This window comes from Kribbella sp. WER1, assembly GCF_054189145.1.
Genome location: NZ_CM135186.1, coordinates 7247509 through 7265044, shown reverse-complemented (window position 1 = coordinate 7265044; position 17536 = coordinate 7247509). Strand labels below are relative to the sequence as shown.

At 70.0% G+C, this 17536-nt stretch carries 18 protein-coding genes and 1 riboswitch; of the genes, 12 read left to right on the top strand and 6 right to left on the bottom strand.

Annotated elements, in window-relative coordinates; genetic code table 11:
- Nucleotides 1-4: 4 nt before the first annotated feature.
- On the bottom strand, nucleotides 5-808 hold the full coding sequence (gene folP / locus ACXJJ3_RS35520; RefSeq protein ID WP_458166273.1) for a dihydropteroate synthase: 804 nt from the start codon (nucleotides 806-808) through the stop codon (nucleotides 5-7).
- An 18-nt stretch (nucleotides 809-826) separates the two neighbouring features.
- Nucleotides 827-917, bottom strand: a riboswitch (ZMP/ZTP riboswitch).
- 28 nt (nucleotides 918-945) lie between these two features.
- Nucleotides 946-1470 carry a winged helix-turn-helix domain-containing protein gene (locus tag ACXJJ3_RS35515; RefSeq protein ID WP_458166272.1) on the bottom strand — a complete coding sequence of 175 codons (525 nt, stop codon included), beginning with the start codon at nucleotides 1468-1470 and terminating at the stop codon, nucleotides 946-948.
- A gap of 216 nt (nucleotides 1471-1686) precedes the next feature.
- On the opposite strand from ACXJJ3_RS35515, the gene arfA reads away from it, so the two are divergent.
- The 9 genes from arfA (at nucleotide 1687) to ACXJJ3_RS35470 (ending at nucleotide 11172) form a co-directional block, all read left to right on the top strand.
- A complete protein-coding gene (gene arfA, locus ACXJJ3_RS35510; protein WP_458166271.1) occupies nucleotides 1687-2793 on the top strand; it encodes a channel-forming protein ArfA/OmpATb in 1107 nt (368 codons plus the stop codon).
- A gap of 572 nt (nucleotides 2794-3365) precedes the next feature.
- Entirely contained in the window at nucleotides 3366-3728 is a 363-nt protein-coding gene (locus ACXJJ3_RS35505) for a sunset domain-containing protein (protein WP_458166270.1), read from the top strand.
- Nucleotides 3729-3832: 104 nt separating this feature from the next.
- Nucleotides 3833-4045, top strand: a complete 213-nt coding sequence (locus ACXJJ3_RS35500; RefSeq protein WP_458166269.1) for a hypothetical protein — start codon at nucleotides 3833-3835, stop codon at nucleotides 4043-4045.
- Complete coding sequence (locus tag ACXJJ3_RS35495) at nucleotides 4045-4395, top strand: type II toxin-antitoxin system HicA family toxin (RefSeq protein WP_458166268.1); 351 nt, start codon at nucleotides 4045-4047, stop codon at nucleotides 4393-4395. The genes ACXJJ3_RS35500 and ACXJJ3_RS35495 overlap by 1 nt, the downstream gene beginning before the upstream one ends.
- A 3-nt stretch (nucleotides 4396-4398) precedes the next feature.
- Entirely contained in the window at nucleotides 4399-4629 is a 231-nt protein-coding gene (locus ACXJJ3_RS35490; RefSeq protein ID WP_458166267.1) for a hypothetical protein, read from the top strand.
- A gap of 233 nt (nucleotides 4630-4862) precedes the next feature.
- Nucleotides 4863-6596 carry a maltose alpha-D-glucosyltransferase gene (treS, locus tag ACXJJ3_RS35485; RefSeq protein ID WP_458166266.1) on the top strand — a complete coding sequence of 578 codons (1734 nt, stop codon included), beginning with the start codon at nucleotides 4863-4865 and terminating at the stop codon, nucleotides 6594-6596.
- Entirely contained in the window at nucleotides 6597-8009 is a 1413-nt protein-coding gene (locus tag ACXJJ3_RS35480; RefSeq protein ID WP_458166265.1) for a maltokinase N-terminal cap-like domain-containing protein, read from the top strand.
- Nucleotides 8010-8025: 16 nt separating this feature from the next.
- Complete coding sequence (gene glgB, locus ACXJJ3_RS35475; protein ID WP_458166264.1) at nucleotides 8026-10254, top strand: 1,4-alpha-glucan branching protein GlgB; 2229 nt, start codon at nucleotides 8026-8028, stop codon at nucleotides 10252-10254.
- Nucleotides 10255-10263: 9 nt separating this feature from the next.
- Entirely contained in the window at nucleotides 10264-11172 is a 909-nt protein-coding gene (locus ACXJJ3_RS35470; protein ID WP_458166263.1) for an NUDIX hydrolase, read from the top strand.
- Here ACXJJ3_RS35470 and ACXJJ3_RS35465 read toward each other — a convergent pair.
- Both ACXJJ3_RS35465 and ACXJJ3_RS35460 read right to left on the bottom strand, forming a co-directional pair.
- Nucleotides 11162-11965, bottom strand: a complete 804-nt coding sequence (locus ACXJJ3_RS35465) for a phosphotransferase family protein (RefSeq protein WP_458166262.1) — start codon at nucleotides 11963-11965, stop codon at nucleotides 11162-11164. The two genes, ACXJJ3_RS35470 and ACXJJ3_RS35465, sit on opposite strands and share 11 nt — an antisense overlap.
- Before the next feature lie 10 nt (nucleotides 11966-11975).
- Nucleotides 11976-12359, bottom strand: coding sequence for a DUF4870 domain-containing protein (locus tag ACXJJ3_RS35460; RefSeq protein ID WP_458166261.1), 384 nt, complete (start codon nucleotides 12357-12359; stop codon nucleotides 11976-11978).
- Between the two features lie 238 nt (nucleotides 12360-12597).
- Between ACXJJ3_RS35460 and ACXJJ3_RS35455 the strand changes: the two genes are divergently transcribed.
- On the top strand, nucleotides 12598-13479 hold the full coding sequence (locus ACXJJ3_RS35455; protein ID WP_458166260.1) for an alpha/beta hydrolase: 882 nt from the start codon (nucleotides 12598-12600) through the stop codon (nucleotides 13477-13479).
- Nucleotides 13479-14450 carry an RNA polymerase subunit sigma-70 gene (locus ACXJJ3_RS35450; RefSeq protein WP_458166259.1) on the top strand — a complete coding sequence of 324 codons (972 nt, stop codon included), beginning with the start codon at nucleotides 13479-13481 and terminating at the stop codon, nucleotides 14448-14450. Before ACXJJ3_RS35455 ends, ACXJJ3_RS35450 begins: the two co-directional genes overlap by 1 nt.
- A gap of 17 nt (nucleotides 14451-14467) precedes the next feature.
- Here ACXJJ3_RS35450 and ACXJJ3_RS35445 read toward each other — a convergent pair whose 3' ends face one another.
- On the bottom strand, nucleotides 14468-15871 hold the full coding sequence (locus tag ACXJJ3_RS35445) for an MFS transporter (RefSeq protein ID WP_458166258.1): 1404 nt from the start codon (nucleotides 15869-15871) through the stop codon (nucleotides 14468-14470).
- A gap of 24 nt (nucleotides 15872-15895) precedes the next feature.
- Between ACXJJ3_RS35445 and ACXJJ3_RS35440 the strand changes: the two genes are divergently transcribed.
- Nucleotides 15896-16312: a MerR family transcriptional regulator gene (locus ACXJJ3_RS35440; RefSeq protein ID WP_458166257.1), complete on the top strand. Its 417-nt coding sequence runs from the start codon at nucleotides 15896-15898 to the stop codon at nucleotides 16310-16312.
- On the opposite strand, the gene ACXJJ3_RS35435 is transcribed toward ACXJJ3_RS35440, so the two are convergent.
- Nucleotides 16309-17529, bottom strand: a complete 1221-nt coding sequence (locus ACXJJ3_RS35435; RefSeq protein WP_458166256.1) for an RNA polymerase sigma factor — start codon at nucleotides 17527-17529, stop codon at nucleotides 16309-16311. The two genes, ACXJJ3_RS35440 and ACXJJ3_RS35435, sit on opposite strands and share 4 nt — an antisense overlap.
- Nucleotides 17530-17536 lie beyond the last annotated feature (7 nt).

Below are 17536 nucleotides of genomic sequence, written 5' to 3'. Positions count from 1 at the left end.
TCCGTCAGCAGGTGCCGGAAAAGTTCCGCAAAACGCCCCGGACCAGCAAGGCGTCCCGTAGCGCGTGCGGCTCGTGGGTGCGGATGTAGTCGGCGCCCTGGTCGGCCGCGGCCAGTTCGGCGGCGAGGGTCGCCGGGCCGATCCCGGCCGTGCGGGTCCCGGTGATCTCGCGCAGGAACGACTTCCGCGACGGCGAGACGAGGACGGGTACGCCGTACCGCTCCTTGAGGCGGCTGAGGTCGCGGAGGATCGCGATGGACGGTTCCGGCGTACTGCCGAGGAAGTAGCCGAGGCCCGGGTCCAGCACCAGGCGTTCGCGGGAGATTCCCGCGGACTGGAGTGCGGCGATCCGCTCGTCGAAGAAGTCCTCGACGCGGGTCCAGATCTCCGCCGCGTCGGTCGCCACCCGGGTCGCCGGGCCGGTCCGCTGCACCGAGTGCATCACGACCAGGACGCACGAGCTGTCGACAAGTCCGTCGTACGGCGGCGGGAATCCCTGGATGTCGTTCAGGTACGACGCCCCGCGCGCGACGGCCCACCGCTGCGTCTCCGGGTGGTACGAGTCGACGCCCCACGGAATCTTCCGCAGACCGTCGACGACCGGGGTCAGGCGGGCGATCTCCTCGGCCGGCGGCACCTGCTCCGCGTCCGGATGGCTCGACGCGGGGCCCAGCTCCACCACGTCCGCGCCGTCGGCGTGCAGTCGCCGGGCGTGCTCGATCGCGGCGTCCGGCCGTAGATAGCGTCCCCCGTCGGAGAACGAGTCCCGCGTGACGTTGACGATTCCCACCACGCGGGGTCGTCCCATGCCGGCCTCCAGGTCGATACCAGAAGCCCAGGCGCACGGCGTACGTCATCGAGACGGGACCGCTCCCCGGTGGTGAACCCCACCTCCCGCGCCAGTCACGGCCCGTCCGCAGTTTACTGAATGCGCGGCTCTGCGGATCAGGCCGCGGGCAGCAGGTGGAAGCCGACGCCGCGGACCGCGTGGATGGTGACCGCGGCGCCGAGGTTCGCGAGCTTCTGGCGCAGGCGTTTGACGACCGAGTGGATGTGCGAGCCGTGGCCGAGGTGCTCGTTGCCCCAGACCGCGTGGTGCAGGCGCTGGTACGTCCACACCCGGCCGGGTTCGGCCGCCAGGCAGTGCAGGAAGTCGTGCTCCAGCCGGGTGAGCGGCAGTTCGCGGTCCTTCCAGCGGACCACCCGGCGGTCGACGTCCAGCTGCAGCTCGGGGATCGGCTCCGGAACCGCCTTGATCTGTGGAGGTTCGGCCGCGGACACGATCCGCGGCGCGGCGCCGGTCAGTTCGAAGAACGCGCGCGCCTGGTCGGCGTTCGACACCAGCAGCAGCGCGTCGGCCCCGCCCAGCAGGCGCGCCAGATGCACCCGTTCGGCGGTGGACGCGGCCACCCCGACGATCAGCGACGAATCGGTCTGTCTGTCTTCCGTCCCAGCAGCGATCGGCAGCACAACAAGCCCTCCCCAGTCGAAACCGGCCCGAGCTAAGTACGGTTCACGGCACTAACTAAGTCAAGGGATTCGTGGTGCAGCGGGCTGGCGCATATGCGTCCTGTCCGAGAAAGGACAAGAAACCCGGCGCCGCATGGCCTTGCGGTGTGCGGTGGACGGGCGCGGCGGAGTACTCTCCTCGCGCACGGCCACTCTGACCGCATCCACGGAGGAACAGTGCCCGGTCTTGTCCGACGGCCGCTCGTCATCTGGCTGCTCGCGGCCATCGCGGTGCCCGTACTGCTCACCGCCATCCTGGTTCCGGCCCGCGCCGGCACCACCGAGGACGACCTGCGCGAACGCACCCAGGCGGCGTTGAAGGCTCGCGGGATCGAGACCGGCTCCGTCGACTTCGACGGCCGGGACGCGCACGTCACCGTGCCCGCGGGCGTCGACGAGGGGCAGGTCCGGGAGGTCGTCGCCGCCGTCGACGGGGTACGGGCGGTGCGGATCGACCACGGGGGCGCCGTACCGGCGACGCCCACGCCGGCGACGCCTTCGCCGACGACGAGCGGTGCTCCGGTGCAGGACGACGTACCGGAGTTCGAGGTCGGGCGGACGGATCAGGCGATCCGGGTGCAGGCGCCGGTCCGCAGCCAGGCGGTGAAGGACGCGCTCGGCGCCGAGGTGCGGCAGGTGCTCGGGGCGGACCGCGAGTACGACGACCGGACCACGATCGACCCGGCGAACGGGCTGGCCGACGCGAGCGCGTTGACCGCGTTGCTGCGGGCGCTCGCGATCGGGACCGGCGACGCGTCGGTGCGGTACGACGGGGAGACCGTCACGTTGTCCGGACAGGTACCGGACCAGGCGACCAAGGCGACCGTCGGACGGGCCGCGGCGAAGGCGGTCCCGGGCGCGGTCGTCGCGGACCAGCTGGTGCTGCCGAAGCCCACCACGCAGAGCGAACCGTGCCGAACCTTCCCGACCCGGCTGGCCGCGTTCACCCGACAGCACCCGATCAACTTCCTCTCCGGCACGTCGATCGTGAACGACGCGTCGAAGCCGTCCGTGGTCGAGGCCGCCGTACTGCTGAAGTCCTGTACGACGGCCCGCGTCGAGGTCGCCGGGCACACCGACAACCTCGGCTCCCCGTCGACCAGCCTGCCGCTGTCCGAACGCCGCGCTGCCGCGGTGAAGGCGGAGCTGGTACGCCTCGGCGTCGCCGCGGGACGGATCACCGCGAACGGGTACGGCGAGGCGTTCCCGATCGCCTCCAACACCACCGGCACCGGCCGGATCGCCAACCGCCGCGCCGAAATCCGCGTCAACCCGGCCGGCTGAACCGTGCGTCCTTCTCCAGGTGAAGTGCGGCCGACAGGGCTGAACCGTGCATTCGTCTCCAGGTGAAGTGCGGCCGAGAGGGCTGACGGAGTAGGGTCGCCGTGGTCCGTAGCCTTCGTAGGGGATTCCATGAGTTGGCTGATCGCACAGGTCTGGGTCGTACTCCTCGCCGCCTTCGTCCTCGGCAGCGCAGCCGCCTGGCTGCTCCACCGCCTCCGCCCGACGAAAGGCCCCCAATGACCTGGCTACTCCGCGACACCTGGCTAGGCTCCCTCCTCGCCTTCCTCCTGGGCGCCACCATCACCTGGCTCCTCCTAGACCGCCGCCCCACCCCCACAACAACCCCCGTACCCGCGTCGCGGCCGAACCACACGCCGGCCGAGCCCGCGACCACCAACAGCTCGGCCGAAGCAGCAGCAACCGCTCCCGCGGAGCACCCCGCGCCCACCACGCAGGCAAACCCAGCGGAACGCCCCCGGCCTGCGGCTCGTACAAACACCGCACCAACGGCGCGGACGAGCCAGGCGGCGGTCGAGCACACGGACAACCTCCCGCGGAACAGCTCGGCTGAGATGACCACGCCCGCAGCCGGCCAGCCCGCCAACAACACCCCGGCGAAGCCGGGGGGCGAGGTGAATAGGTTCTCGGAGTTGATGGGTGGGGAGCCGACCTTGTTCGACCACCTGCGGGCCTCCAGCGAGGAGCCGGCGGGGAAGTACGGCGAGGGGTCGGCGGATGCGGTGCCGCATCAGGGGCCGCCGGACGGGTTCACGATCAAGGGGAATGCGCAGTCGATGCTCTTCCACACCCCGGACTCGCCGTACTACGGGCGCACCAAACCCGAGGTCTGGTTCCGCACCGAGGCCGACGCCGAGCGGGCCGGCTTCACCAAGTACGTACGCCGCCCGCGAAAATCCCCCAACCCCCGCGACTGAGCCGCGCCCTAGGCTGCCGGTCACAGGCAGCGACCGAACCGCGGCTCTGACCCCGGAGCGGTCCTACGATCGCGAGAGATCCACGGAGCCCCCAGGAGGCGGCCTTGTCACGCGAGATTCACGTCCCTTTCACCGTCGAGGAAGACCACGAGGACGGCGGCTGGACCGCCGCTGCTGCCTTGACCCCGGACGCGTTCGCCAACGGTGAGGGCGAGACCCGCGAGGAAGCTATCGAGGACCTGAAGGAAGCCATCATCGCGCTGGCCGACGTGGTTGGTATCCCCGAGCAGTTGGTCGTCACCATCGAGGACGACTGATGGCGAAGAAACGCCTGGATGCTGAGGCCGCACTCCGGGCGGCTGGCTACGCCCCGGTCGCGGGTAACAAGCGCGGCAAAGGTGACCACGTCATCTGGCAGCGCGGCAAGCGAACGGTGTCGGTCCCGAAGCACAAGGAGATCAAGACCGGTACCTGGGCCAGCATCGAGCGACAGGCCGGCCTGAACGGCAAGGGCGAGCCCGACCGTCAGCCCGCCGATCAGAAGAAGGCCATGGACCTGCTTCAGGACGGCAACACACCGCCTGGTACCGGCGGCGCCTCCGGTACCGGTCAGCGCAAACAACCTACGACCAGGCGCCATGGGAAGAAACGCAGTCAGGAGCGCTGAGTCATGGCCGACGAAGCCTCTCCTGCCGGCGGCACGGAAGAGCCGCTGGAGCCGGATGCGATTCTGATGCCTGGCGAAGGGCATGAAGGGCGCGGGGTCAATGCTGATGAGGCTTATCCGGCGTTGCAGTCGGTGAATGTTCGGGGGGCTTCTCGGCGGCGTGGTCGCGGACGCCGTAGCGGTGCGGGTCAGCAGGCCTCGAAGGAGCGTGGAGAGCGCGACCGCAATCGCTGAACCGGTCCGTCGCCGAACCCGTCATCGAATCGCAGTGTGGACCGATCGCGAGCCCTATTTGCTTGTACTGGCAAAGGGCCGCCAGACTGTGCGGAACGCCTTGCGGGACCGTCCGACCGCCGGCGTCACCACTTCACCGCGGTAGCCCCGGAGCGGTCCGGGTTCAGCGCAATGCCCTTCCCCCTTTTAGGTGCGCCCGATCGGGGTACGGGAACTAGGTTTGGAGACACCCGATGGAGGTGAGCGTGACCGACATGCTGCCGGAGCAGCACCACGGACTGACGAAGAGTGACCCGCTGTGGTTCAAGCGGGCCGTCTTCTACGAGGTCCTCGTGCGGTCCTTCAAGGACTCGAACGCCGACGGCATCGGCGACCTGCAGGGCCTGACCGAGAAGCTCGACTATCTCGAGTGGCTCGGCGTCGACTGTCTCTGGTTACCCCCGTTCTACCCGTCGCCGTTGCGCGACGGCGGCTACGACATCTCGCACTACACCGAGGTGATGCCGGAGATCGGCACGGTTCCCGACTTCGCCGCGTTCCTGAACCAGGCACACGCCCGCGGGATCCGGGTGATCGTCGACTTCGTGATGAACCACACCTCGGACCAGCACCCTTGGTTCCAGGCGTCCCGGGAGGACCCGGAGGGCCCGTACGGCGACTTCTACGTGTGGTCGGACACCGACGACAAGTACGCCGACGCGCGGATCATCTTCGTCGACACCGAGACCTCCAACTGGACCTGGGACCCGGTCCGCGGCCAGTACTTCTGGCACCGGTTCTACTCGAACCAGCCGGACCTGAACTTCGAGAACCCGGCCGTCGGCGACGCGATGATCGAGGCGCTGAAGTTCTGGCTGGATCTCGGCGTGGACGGTTTCCGCCTGGACGCGGTGCCGTACCTGTTCGAGACCGACGGGACGAACTGCGAGAACCTGCCGCGGACCCACGAGTTCCTGAAGCGGGTCCGCAAGGAGGTGGACGCGAACTACGAGGACCGGGTCCTGCTCTGCGAGGCGAACCAGTGGCCGGCCGACGTGGTCGAGTACTTCGGCGACCGGGACTCCGGCGGCGACGAGTGCCAGATGGCGTTCCACTTCCCGGTGATGCCGCGCATCTTCATGGGGGTACGACGCGAGTCGCGGTTCCCGATCTCGGAGATCCTGGCGCAGACCCCGGAGATCCCGGACACCTGCCAGTGGGGCATCTTCCTGCGCAACCACGACGAGCTCACCCTCGAGATGGTCAGCGACGAGGACCGCGACTATATGTGGGGCGAGTACGCCCAGGACCCGCGGATGAAGGCGAACATCGGCATCCGCCGCCGGCTGGCGCCGCTGCTGGACAACGACGTCAACAAGATGGAGTTGTTCACCGCGCTGCTGCTCAGCCTGCCGGGCTCCCCGATCCTGTACTACGGGGACGAGATCGGCATGGGTGACAACATCTGGCTGGGCGACCGGGACGGGGTCCGGACCCCGATGCAGTGGTCCCCGGACCGCAACGCCTCGTTCTCCACCGCGACGCCGGGCAAGCTGCACCTGCCGGTGATCATGGACCCGGTGTACGGCTTCCAGGCGGTGAACGTCGAGGCCGAGATGGAGAACGCCTCGTCGCTGCTGCACTGGACCCGGCGGATGATCCAGACCCGCAAGCAGCACCCCTGCTTCGGGATGGGCACGTTCACCGACCTGGGCGGCTCGAACCCGAGCGTCCTGTCGTACATCCGCGAGTTCGGCGACGACGTGGTGCTGTGCGTCAACAACCTGTCCCGGTTCCCGCAGCCGATCGAGCTGGACCTGCGGCAGTGGCAGGGCGTGGAGCCGATCGAACTTCTCGGCGGCGTGCACTTCCCCACGATCGGCGAATTGCCCTACCTTCTGACCCTCGGCGCCCACGGCTTCTACTGGTTCCGGCTGCCGGTGGCCAAGCCGGAAGACCAGCCGGAAAAGCATGAGGAGAGCATTTAAGTGACTTCCCATCTGGACCAGGTCCAGTCCTTCTGCGCGAGCCAGCGGTGGTTCGGGGAGAAGGGCCACGACGTTCACGTCGAAGCGCTGGCCACGTCGGCCTGGCTGTCGGACGCGGGCGCCTGGCCGGCGGTCCGGATCGGGTTCGTCTACTGTTCGGGCCCTCCCGGGGCCGAGTCCCCGATCCGGGTGTACCAGCTGCCGCTCAGCTACCACCGCGCACCGGCCGAGAACCTCGGCCACGCGCTGGTCGGTGAGTGGATCGAGCAGGACCTCGACGACACCGAGGTCTGGGTGTACGACGCGCTGCACGACAAGGAAGCGACGCCGTACTGGCTGGACGGGATCACGCACGACCGGCGGCTGGACGGGCTGGAGTTCCATTCCGTCCAGGCGCCGGAGGGCACCATCGAGGTACCGGAGGACGCGCAGTCGCTGGTGCTGACGGTGGAGCAGAGCAACACGTCGCTGGTGTACGGCGACGTCGCGCTGCTGAAGGTGTTCCGCCGGCTCGAGCCCGGGAGCAACCCGGGTGTCGAGATCGAGTCGGCGCTCACCGAGGCCGGGTCCGAACTGGTCCCGGAGGTGCTGGGGTCGGCGCGCGGCAGGTGGCCGCGCGCGGGCGGCGGCACCGACTCCGGTGAGCTGGCGATGCTGACGGCGTTCCAGCGGAACGCGACCGACGGCTGGTCGTTCGCGACCTCGTCGGTGCGGGACCTGTACGCCGAGGCGGACCTGCACGCCGAGGAGGTCGGCGGCGACTTCGCGGCCGAGTCGCACCGGCTGGGCGCGAGTACGGCGCAGGTGCACTCGGAGCTGGCGAAGGCGCTCGGCACCGACGTGTGGGAGGCGGCCAAGCTGGTCGAGCATGCTTCGGCGATGCAGCGGCGGCTCGATCACGCGGTGTCCGCGATCCCCGAGCTGCAGCCGTACCGCGACGGTCTCGGCCGCTGGTTCGACGCGCTCGCGGCGTACGACCAGCCGGTGACCGTGCAGCGGATCCACGGTGATTTCCACCTGGGTCAGGTGCTGCGCACGATCGACGGCTGGAAGCTGATCGACTTCGAGGGCGAGCCGGCCAAGTCGCTGATCGAGCGGCGCGCGCTGGACACCCCGGTGAAGGACGTGGCCGGGATGCTGCGCTCGTTCGACTACGCGGCCCGTTCGCTGCTCGCCGACCACCAGGGCGACCAGCAGATCGCGTACCGCGCGGCCGAGTGGGCGACCCGGAACCAGCGCGCCTTCTGCGACGGGTACGCCGAGGTCGCGGGCACCGACGCCCGGAACCACGACGTACTGCTGAACGCGTTCCTGGCCGACAAGGTCATCTACGAGGTCCTCTACGAGGCCCGCAACCGTCCTACCTGGCTCCAGATTCCACTGTCCGCAGCAGCCCAGCTGGCCGAGCAGTAGCAGCAGGAGGTTTTCGATGGGCGAGCGTGAAGCTTTCGAGGAGCCCGTGGTGGCTGTCGATCCCCCTGTGGTGACGGCGGTGCCGGTCGACCGGCCGGCACTGGAGCGGCTGGTGGCCGGGACGTTCCACGACCCGCATCAGGTGCTCGGCCCGCATCTGGGCGAGCACGGCGTCACGGTGCGGGTACTGCGGCCGTTCGCGAAGAGCGTGACCGTGCTGCACGACGGGCAGCGCCTGGACCTGCGGCACGAGTACGACGGTGTCTGGGTCGGCGTACTGGACACCGACAAGGTGCCGGACTACCGCCTCGAGGTCACGTACACCGACGGTCCGGCGTCCGAGATCGACGACCCCTACCGATACCTGCCGTCGCTCGGCGAGGTGGATCTGCACCTGATCGGCGAGGGCCGGCACGAGCAGCTGTGGACGGTGCTCGGCGCGCACGTCCGCCGGTACGACGGTCCCGCGGGCCAGGTGACCGGTACGTCGTTCGCGGTCTGGGCGCCGAACGCGCAGGGCATCCGGCTGACCGCCGACTTCAACTTCTGGGACGGCCGCGCGCATCCGATGCGGTCGCTGGGCGGCTCCGGGGTGTGGGAGCTGTTCGTCCCGGGCGTCGGCCCGGGCACCCGGTACAAGTTCGACATCTGCGGCCGCGACGGCGTCTGGCGGCAGAAGGCCGACCCGATGGCGAACCTGGCCGAGACTCCCCCGGCGAACGCGTCGGTCGTGCACGAGTCGACGTACCAGTGGGACGACGACGCCTGGATCGCGCGGCGCGCGCAGGCCCAGGCGTACGCCGAGCCGATGAGCGTGTACGAGGTGCACCTCGGCTCCTGGCGGAAGGGCAAGACCTACCGCGACCTCGCCGACGAGCTCGTTGCCTATGTCAACGAGATGGGCTTCACCCATGTCGAGTTCATGCCGGTGATGGAGCACCCGTTCGGCGGTTCCTGGGGCTACCAGGTGACGTCGTACTTCGCGCCGACCTCGCGGTTCGGCGACCCGGACGACTTCCGGTTCCTGGTCGACCGGCTGCACCAGGCCGGGATCGGCGTACTCGTGGACTGGGTGCCGGCGCACTTCCCGAAGGACGCCTGGGCGCTGGCCCGGTTCGACGGAACGCCGCTGTACGAGCACCCGGATCCGCGCCGCGGCGAGCAGCCCGACTGGGGCACGCTGGTGTTCGACTTCGGCCGCCCGCAGGTGCGGAACTTCCTGGTGGCGAACGCGATCTACTGGGCCGAGGAGTTCCACATCGACGGCCTGCGCGTCGACGCGGTCGCCTCGATGCTGTACCTGGACTACTCCCGCCAGGAAGGCCAGTGGGTCCCGAACCAGTACGGCGGCCGGGAGAACCTGGAGGCCGTCTCGTTCCTGCAGGAGATGAACGCGACGCTGTACAAGCGGGTCCCGGGCGTGATCACGGTCGCCGAGGAGTCGACGTCCTGGCCGGGCGTCACCCGCGCGACGCACCTGGGCGGGCTCGGGTTCGGCTTCAAGTGGAACATGGGCTGGATGAACGACTCGCTCCGGTACCTGGAGCACGCGCCGGTGCACCGGCAGTACCACCACCACGAGCTGACGTTCTCGATGATGTACGCGTACTCGGAGAACTTCGTGCTGCCGCTGTCGCACGACGAGGTCGTGCACGGCAAGGGCTCGCTGCTGCGCAAGATGCCGGGCGACCGCTGGCAGCAGCTGGCGAACCTGCGCGCATACCTGGCGATGATGTGGGCGCACCCGGGCAAGCAGCTGCTGTTCATGGGTTGCGAGTTCGGCCAGGAGTCGGAGTGGTCGGAGAAAGGCGAGCTCGACTGGTGGCTGCTGGACCACAGTGACCACAAGGGCCTCCAGGATCTCGTCCGCGACCTCAACGGCGCGTACAAGGACAACCCGGCGTTCTGGAAGACGGACCACGACGCGGAGAAGTTCAGCTGGATCGACGCGAACGACGCCGGTAACAACGTGTTCTCGTTCGTCCGGTACGGCGACCAGGGCGAGCCGACGATCGCCTGCATCACGAACTTCTCGGCGATCCCGCACCACGGTTACCGTCTCGGCCTGCCGTACGCCGGGACCTGGGACGAGATCGTGAACACCGACGCGAACTCGTACGGCGGCTCCGGGGTCGGCAACCTCGGCGCGGTCCAGGCGGACGGCCCGGAGTGGCACGGGATGTCCACCAGCGCGGAGCTGTCGGTACCACCCCTGGCCACGGTGTACCTGCGCTTCACCGGGTAGCGTGCAGGGGTGACCGCCCTGGACCCCCTGTCGGATGGTGAACTGACGCTGCGGCCTTCGCAGCCGAACGGCCGGGTGACGAGCTTCGCCGTCACGCGCCGAGCCCCGAGCGAGACGCCCGACGGTGCGGCCGACGTGCTCGGGACCGTGGAGTTGCGGCCGACCACGCCGGGGGTCGCGCTGGTTGTCTGGTCGCTCGACGGCGGGCCCGGGGTGGCGGAGCAGGCGCTGCCGTTGGTGGCGGAGTACGCGTTCGGCGAGCTCGGGTTCGAGCGCCTGCAGGTCGAGGTCGACGTACAACTGCGGTCGTCCGCGCGGGTCGCGATCCGCTCCGGCTTCCGCCGCGAGGGCGTACTCCGTGGCGCCGCGCTGGTCGAGGGTGAGCGCCGGGACGTCGCGATCTACGGCCGGCGCGTCGACGATCCGCGCCCGGACACGGTGACCGGCTGGACGGCGTTGATGGACTCGGCGCTGCCGAAGAAGCGCGTGATCGCGCACGTCGTCGTACGGGACACGTCCGGCCGGGTGCTGCTCTGCAAGGTCAGCTACAAGAACGACCTGGAGCTGCCGGGCGGTGTGGTCGAGCCCGACGAGGACCCGGCGACGGGTGCGTCCCGGGAGATGGAGGAGGAGCTCGGTACGGCGCTGCCGCTGCTCGGCGTACTGGCCATCGACTGGCTGCCGCGCTGGGAGGGCTGGGGCGACGCGGTCGAGATCCTGTACGACGGCGGCGTCCACGACCCGTCGCTGATCGACAGCCTGCGGCCGGACGGGTTCGAGATCAAGGACATCTCGTGGCGCGCGCCGGAGGAGCTGGCCGGGCTGGTGTCGCCGCTGAACGCGCGCCGCCTCCCGATGCTGCTGGCCGACCCCGACCGCCTGCACAACCTGAGCAACGGCGCGCCGATCACCTCGTGAGCTGGTCGACGCACCACCGGTAGTGCCCGTCGCTCGCGGTCTCGTCGTAGATCGTCGCGGTGACGATCGCGTACGCCTGCCGGTAGAGCCGCATCCGCTCCCGGTCGTGCCCGAGCGCGGCGAACCGCTCGGTGAGCAGGTCGTCCAGCCGCCGCGCGTCGGGCGAGTACATGTCGAAGAACCCCGCTGCGAGCGACGCCTCGAACGTGCTGTCCCCCGCCGTCGACAGGAAACCCCAGTCCAGGACCGCCGCCACCCGCTCGCTGTCCATCAACACATTCGGCGGACAGACATCCCCATGCACCACACACAGCTCACCCTGCACGCGCCCTAGCCCGTCCACCACTGCCTGCAAGAGGTCAGGGAAATCGGGGACATCCCGCTCCAGATGTGCATTCGCCCGCCGCCCAACCAAGGCCGCCAAACTCGCCCCGAACGACCCGACCCAGAACGGCTCCCCCACCACCGGCAACGCCTCGGCCGCCGGACCCGGCCGTACCGACCGCAACGCCTCGACCACCGACACGAACGCATCCAGCGCGACAGACTCCGTCAGCCGCGCCTCGGACAGCGGCACCCCGGTCAGCTTGTCCTCGACGCTGACCGCGAACCCGTCCTCCCCCACCCCGACCTCGCGGATCCGCGGCGTCCGGAACGGCAGCTCCGGCAGCTCGTCCAGGAACGCCTTCAACGGCAGCACATCCGCCGGCCGCCGCCCGAACCACACCTTCCGCACGGTCCCGTCGCCCAGGTCGTAGACCGCGCCTTCCATCCCCTGCCCGATCAGCTCCACCGGCCCGACCCTAATGGACCAGCCGGATCGTCAGCGGATACCGGTACTCCTTCCCGCCCGAGGCCGCGACCGTGGCCAGGATGATCAGCACCACCGCCGCCACCGCGCCGATCACGACCAGCGGTACGACGACCAGCACGCCGAGCCCGAACGTGACCAGGATCAGTACGGCCGCGACCGCGGTGTAGATCAGCAGCGAGATCTGGAAGTTCAGCGACTCCACCGCGTGCCGCCGGACGAACTCCGACCGGTGCCGGAAGGCCAGCCAGACGATCAGCGGGCACAGGAACCCCATCGCGATCCAGGCCGCGACGAACACTCCCACGTGCGCGACCAGCGCCCACGTGCGCTCCTCCGAGGCCGACAGCGGCGGCCCCGCGCTCGGCGTACTCATATTTCACTGTAGGGCGTGTCTGGCAATTCCGCACCGTAGCGAGGAGGTGCCCGGTGCGGTAGCTCGGCGCGCGGGGGCGAAGGTCTCGATGCGGAGCATCGTGGCCTTTGCACCCGCGCGGCGAGATGCCGTGCCGGGTGCCCCGCAGTAGGCGCGGAATTGCCAGACACGCCCTCGGCCTGCCGATTCCTTTCGGCATCCCTGCCGGTCAATACCGGTAGAGCGAAAGGAACAGATCATGGCAAGCAAGGAATCCGAGGCGGTCCGCCGGCACTGGGAGCGGGCCGCCGCGGGCGGGCAGGTGGAACGCGAACTCGCCGACCACCGCTGGGCCGAGCTGACCACCGAGCCGGAGCACGTCGACTATCTGGCGGTACCGGGCCGCCCCGCGCTGTGGATCGTCCCGCACGGGGCCGCCACCGACCGGGTCCTGCTCTGCTTCCACGGCGGCGGGTACGTCGGCGGCTCCCGGTACTCGCACCGCAAACTCTTCGCGCATCTCGCCCGGGCGGTCGGCGCCCGGGCGCTCGTCTTCGACTACTCGCTCGCCCCGGAGCGCATCCACCCGGTCCAGCTCGACGAGGCGGTCGACACGTACCGCTGGCTGCTCGACCAGGGCATCGCCGCCGAGCACATCGTGTTCACCGGCGACTCGGCCGGTGGCGGGATGGCGATCACCACGCAGCTCCGGGCTCGCGCGGAGGGGCTGCCGCTGCCGGCCGGGGCGATGCCGTTCTCGCCGTGGATCGACTTCGAGGCGAGCGGGGCGACGTACGAGAGCAACCGCGGGCGGGACGCGTTCTTCCACCGGGACCTGGTCCGCGGGCTGGCCTGGGTCTTCCTCGGCCCGGACGGCTCGCCGCGGGACCCTTCGGTGAACCCCACGTACGGCGACCTGACCGGTCTCGGGCCGATCTACATCCAGGCCGGCGGGGACGAGGTACTGCTGGACGACGCGCGGCAACTCACGGAGGCGGCGGAGCGGGCGGGGGTCGACGTACAGCTGGAGGTGTTTCCGGAGATGCAGCACACGTTCCAGATGGCGGCGGGTCGGGCGCCGGAGGCGGACGACGCGATCGGGCGAATGGGACAGTGGGGACGGAAGGTGCTGGGGCTGTGATGGATTCAGGGACCGTTCTGCAGGGAGTGGTGATGGAGGAGTTCGGCGACCTCGAGCCGTATCGCAAGGAGCTGCTGGCGCACTGCTACCGGATGCTCGCGTCGGTGCACGAGGCCGAGGACGCCGTTCAGGAGACGTACCTGCGGGCGTGGCGGGCGTGGGCGGACTTCGAGGGCCGCTCGTCGGTGCGGGTCTGGCTGTACCGGATCGCCACCAACGTCTGCCTGACCGCGCTCGAGCAGCGCGGCCGCCGGGCGCTGCCGTCCGGGATCGTTGCCCCGAGCACCGATCTCGACGCGGTCGCGGCGCCGGCGCCGGACGGGATCGGCTGGATCGAGCCGATCGCCGAGTCGCTGGTGGCGCCGTCGACGGACGGCGACCCGGCCGCGATCGTCACGCTCCGGGAGAGCCTGCGGCTGGCGCTGATCGCCGCGCTGCAGTACCTGCCGCCGAAGCAGCGCGCGGTGCTGATCCTGCGCGAAGTACTCGCGTTCCCGGCCGCCGAGGTCGCGACGATGCTCGACACCTCGGTCGCGGCGGTGAAGAGCACGCTGCAACGCGCCCGGGCCCGGATCGACGAGACCTCCCCGACCCAGGGCGAGGTGTACGAACCGACCGACCCGGCCGCGCGGGCGCTGCTCGACGACTACGTCGCGGGCTTCGAGAACGCCGACACCGCCGCACTCGAACGCGCCCTCCGCGCCGACGCCGCCCTCGAGATGGTCGGTACGACGAGCTGGTTCAGCGGACTCGTCACCTGCATGAAGGTGATGGTCGCGGCGGCGGGCGAACCGGGCGACTGGCGGATGATCCCGCTGATCGCGAACGGCCAGCCCGCGGTCGGTTCGTACTACAAGGGCGAGCCGTACGGCATCGCCGTACTGACACCGACGCCGGGCGGCCTCACCCACGTCCACGTCTTCAGCACGCCGTCGCTGGTGACGCACTTCGGACTGCCGGCCAGGGCGTGACTCCCGACCCCACGCCCTTAGAGCTCCTGCACGGTGAGGCGGGCGCGGCGGCTGGTGCTGATCAGGGCCAGGGCCACGACGACGAGGCCGACCGCGACCATCGGCCACCAGACGGTGTGCGCCGCCCGGACGAACCGTTGCGGGTCGGTGGTCGCGGTCGCGCCGACGATCGAGCCCGCCACCGCGACGCCGAGCGACGTACCGGTCTGCCGGCCGACCGAGGCGAGCGACCCCGCGAGGCCGGCCATCGACACCGGCATCCCGGACACCGCGGAGTTCGCGATCGGCGGGTTCACCGTGCCGAGGAACACGCCGAACAGCAGGAAGATCGCGAGTACGACGGGCAGCGGTGTCGACAATCCGATTGTCAACGATGCGGCGGCGCCGAGCGCGAGCGCCGTACCGGCGACGACGAGCGGCAGCCGCGGGCCGCGGGCGCCGACCACCCGGCCGGTGAGCGGTGAGAGGACGCAGATCAGCAGTCCGACCGGGAGCAGACTGAGGCCCGCGTGCAGGGCGGACAGGTGTCGGACGCTCTGCAGGTAGAGCGTGGTGACGAACAGGAACACGCCGAACCCGCTGTACGCGAACAGCGCGACGACCACCGCCGAGCTGAACGGGACGCTGCGGAACAGCCGGAGCTCGAGCATCGGCTCCTCCCGGCGGCGTTCGTACCAAATCAGCAGGACCGCCGCGACGCCCGCGACCAGCAGCAGCGCGAGGATCGGCGGCGCGGTCCAGCCGTGCTTCTCGGACTCGATGATCGCGGTCACCACACCGCCGAGCAGCAGCACGACGAGCAGCTGGCCGACCGGGTCGAAGCGCCGGCCGTGCGCGGCGCGCGACTCGGGGACGTACCGGCCGGTGAGCAGTACGACGAGCGCGACGATCGGCAGGTTCACCCAGAAGATCGAACGCCAGCCGAGCCCGTCGACGAGCGCGCCGCCGAGGATCGGGCCGAGCACCAGCGACAGCCCTGCGGTGGCGCCGAAGATGCCGATCGCGCGGGCCCGTTCGGTGCGGTCCGGGAACACCGTGACCACGATCGCCATCGCGACCGGGTTCAGCATCGTCCCGCCGACGGCCTGCACGGCGCGGGCGGCGATCAGCAGGCCGATGGTCGGCGCGACGCTGCAGAGCAGCGAGCCGACGCCGAAGATGGTCAGGCCGAGCCGGAACATCCGCTTCCGGCCGTACCGGTCCGCGGTGGAGCCGGCGAGCATCAGGAAGCTCGCCAGCACCAGCGTGTAGGCGTCGACGGTCCACTGCAGACCGGCCGTCGAGGCGTGCAGGTCGTCCCGGATCGTGGGCAGCGCCATGTTGACGATCGAGATGTCCATCACCGAGATGAGCAGGCTGGCACAGCAGACCGCGAGCACGACGTACCGATGGGTGACCGCCTCGAGCGTTGGAACCGTCATACCGACGACGTTAGGATTTAGAGCGTGCTCGAAGTCAATGAACGCGGGATCAGCATCGCCGAAGCCGCCGAACGCACCGGCGTCAGTGTCCACACGCTGCGGTACTACGAACGCGCCGGTCTGGTGGTCACCACGGTCGACCGGACTGCCGGCGGGCGCCGGCGGTACCGGCAGCTCGACCTGGACTGGATCAAGATCTGCACCAAGTTCCGCGCCACCGGGATGCCGATCCGGACGATCCGCAAGTACGCCGAACTCGTGCTGGCCGGCCGCGGCAACGAGAAGGACCGGCTGGAGCTGCTCGAGACGCACCGCGGCGAGATCCTCACCCAGCTCGCCGAACTCCAGGAGAGCCTGGAGCTGATCGACCACAAGATCGACGTCTACAAGGGCCGCCTGGAGGCCGGCGACGCCGATCAGCTCTGGGCGCCGCGCGGCTAGAGGGCGTTCAACCGCTTGGTGAGGAACCTGCGTTCCTTCTCGTTGGCGGTCAGCCGGATCGCCTGCTGGTACGCATCCGCGGCCTCGGCAGTGCGACCCAGCCGGGTGAGGACGTCCGCTCGCGTCGCCGGCAGATAGGCGTACGTCGCCAGCGCCGGCTCGTCGGACAGCGCGTCCAGCTCGGCCAGTACGGCGGTCAGATCCGCGCCGGGGACCAGGCTGTGCGCCGCCGCCCGGTTGAGCGCCACGATCGGCGTCGGCCAGCTGACCAGCATCGCGTCGTACATCCGCACGACCTGCCGCCAGTCGGTCTCCGCCCAGCTCGGCGCGGTCATGTGCAACCCCGCGACGGCCGCCTGGAGCGCGAACCGGCCCTGGCCGCGGCGCAGCGCGCCCGTCGCCCGCGACACGCCCTCGCCGAGCAGCTTCGGGTCCCACCGCGAACGGTCCTGGTCCGCCAGCAGCACCAGTTCGCCGTCCGCGCTGACCCGCGCGTCTCCGCGGGCCTCGGTCATCAGCAGCAGGCCGAGCAACGCCTGCGGTTCCGGCTCGTCCGGCATCAGCCGCACCAGCAGACGCGCCAACTCGACGGCCCGCCCGGTCAGGTCGGTCCGCGTCAGCTCCGACCCGGCCGCCACATGGCCGGCCGTGTACACCAGGTGCACGACGGTCAGTACGACGTCCAGCCGCGCCGGCAGCTCGCGGTCCGAGGGAATCCGGTACGGGATGCCTGCTGCGGCGATCTTCTTCTTGGCGCGGGTGATCCGCGCGGCCGCTGTCGCCTCGCCGATCAGGAGTACGGCCGCGACCTCGCGGGTGGTGAGCCCGCAGATCAGCCGCAACGTCAAAGCCACCTGCGACTCGCGCGCCAGCGCCGGGTGGCAGCAGGTGAACACCAGCCGCAACGGATCCGTCGGCTGCTCTGTATCACCTGGCTCACCCGGCTCCTCCACCAACAGCGGGAGCTTCCGGCGCAGGGTCGTCTCACGGCGCAGCCGATCCAGCGCGAGCCGCCGGGCGACGGTACTCAGCCAGCCGCCCGGGTTCGCCGGGATGCCCTCCGGCCAGGTCCGCAACGCCTGCACGAACGCGTCCTGCGTACAGTCCTCGGCCAGGTCGAGGTCCCGCGTCAACCGCACCACCGACGCGAGCACGGTCGGCCAGCACTCCCGATGCGCCCGCTCGAGAACCCGCGTCACCTCCACCGCTTCGCTCATCCCGCTC

Bases quoted from the DNA above. Each gene is read 5' to 3' on its own strand.
- ACXJJ3_RS35455 (WP_458166260.1), top strand. From the start codon at position 12,598: ATGGCAAGCAAGGAATCCGAGGCGGTCCGCCGGCACTGGGAGCGGGCC.
- ACXJJ3_RS35435 (WP_458166256.1), bottom strand. From the start codon at position 17,529: ATGAGCGAAGCGGTGGAGGTGACGCGGGTTCTCGAGCGGGCGCATCGG.
- ACXJJ3_RS35490 (WP_458166267.1), top strand. From the start codon at position 4,399: ATGGCCGACGAAGCCTCTCCTGCCGGCGGCACGGAAGAGCCGCTGGAG.
- ACXJJ3_RS35445 (WP_458166258.1), bottom strand. From the start codon at position 15,871: ATGACGGTTCCAACGCTCGAGGCGGTCACCCATCGGTACGTCGTGCTC.
- ACXJJ3_RS35460 (WP_458166261.1), bottom strand. From the start codon at position 12,359: ATGAGTACGCCGAGCGCGGGGCCGCCGCTGTCGGCCTCGGAGGAGCGC.
- ACXJJ3_RS35450 (WP_458166259.1), top strand. From the start codon at position 13,479: ATGGATTCAGGGACCGTTCTGCAGGGAGTGGTGATGGAGGAGTTCGGC.
- glgB (WP_458166264.1), top strand. From the start codon at position 8,026: ATGGGCGAGCGTGAAGCTTTCGAGGAGCCCGTGGTGGCTGTCGATCCC.
- treS (WP_458166266.1), top strand. From the start codon at position 4,863: ATGGAGGTGAGCGTGACCGACATGCTGCCGGAGCAGCACCACGGACTG.
- folP (WP_458166273.1), bottom strand. From the start codon at position 808: ATGGGACGACCCCGCGTGGTGGGAATCGTCAACGTCACGCGGGACTCG.
- ACXJJ3_RS35495 (WP_458166268.1), top strand. From the start codon at position 4,045: ATGGCGAAGAAACGCCTGGATGCTGAGGCCGCACTCCGGGCGGCTGGC.
- ACXJJ3_RS35505 (WP_458166270.1), top strand. From the start codon at position 3,366: ATGACCACGCCCGCAGCCGGCCAGCCCGCCAACAACACCCCGGCGAAG.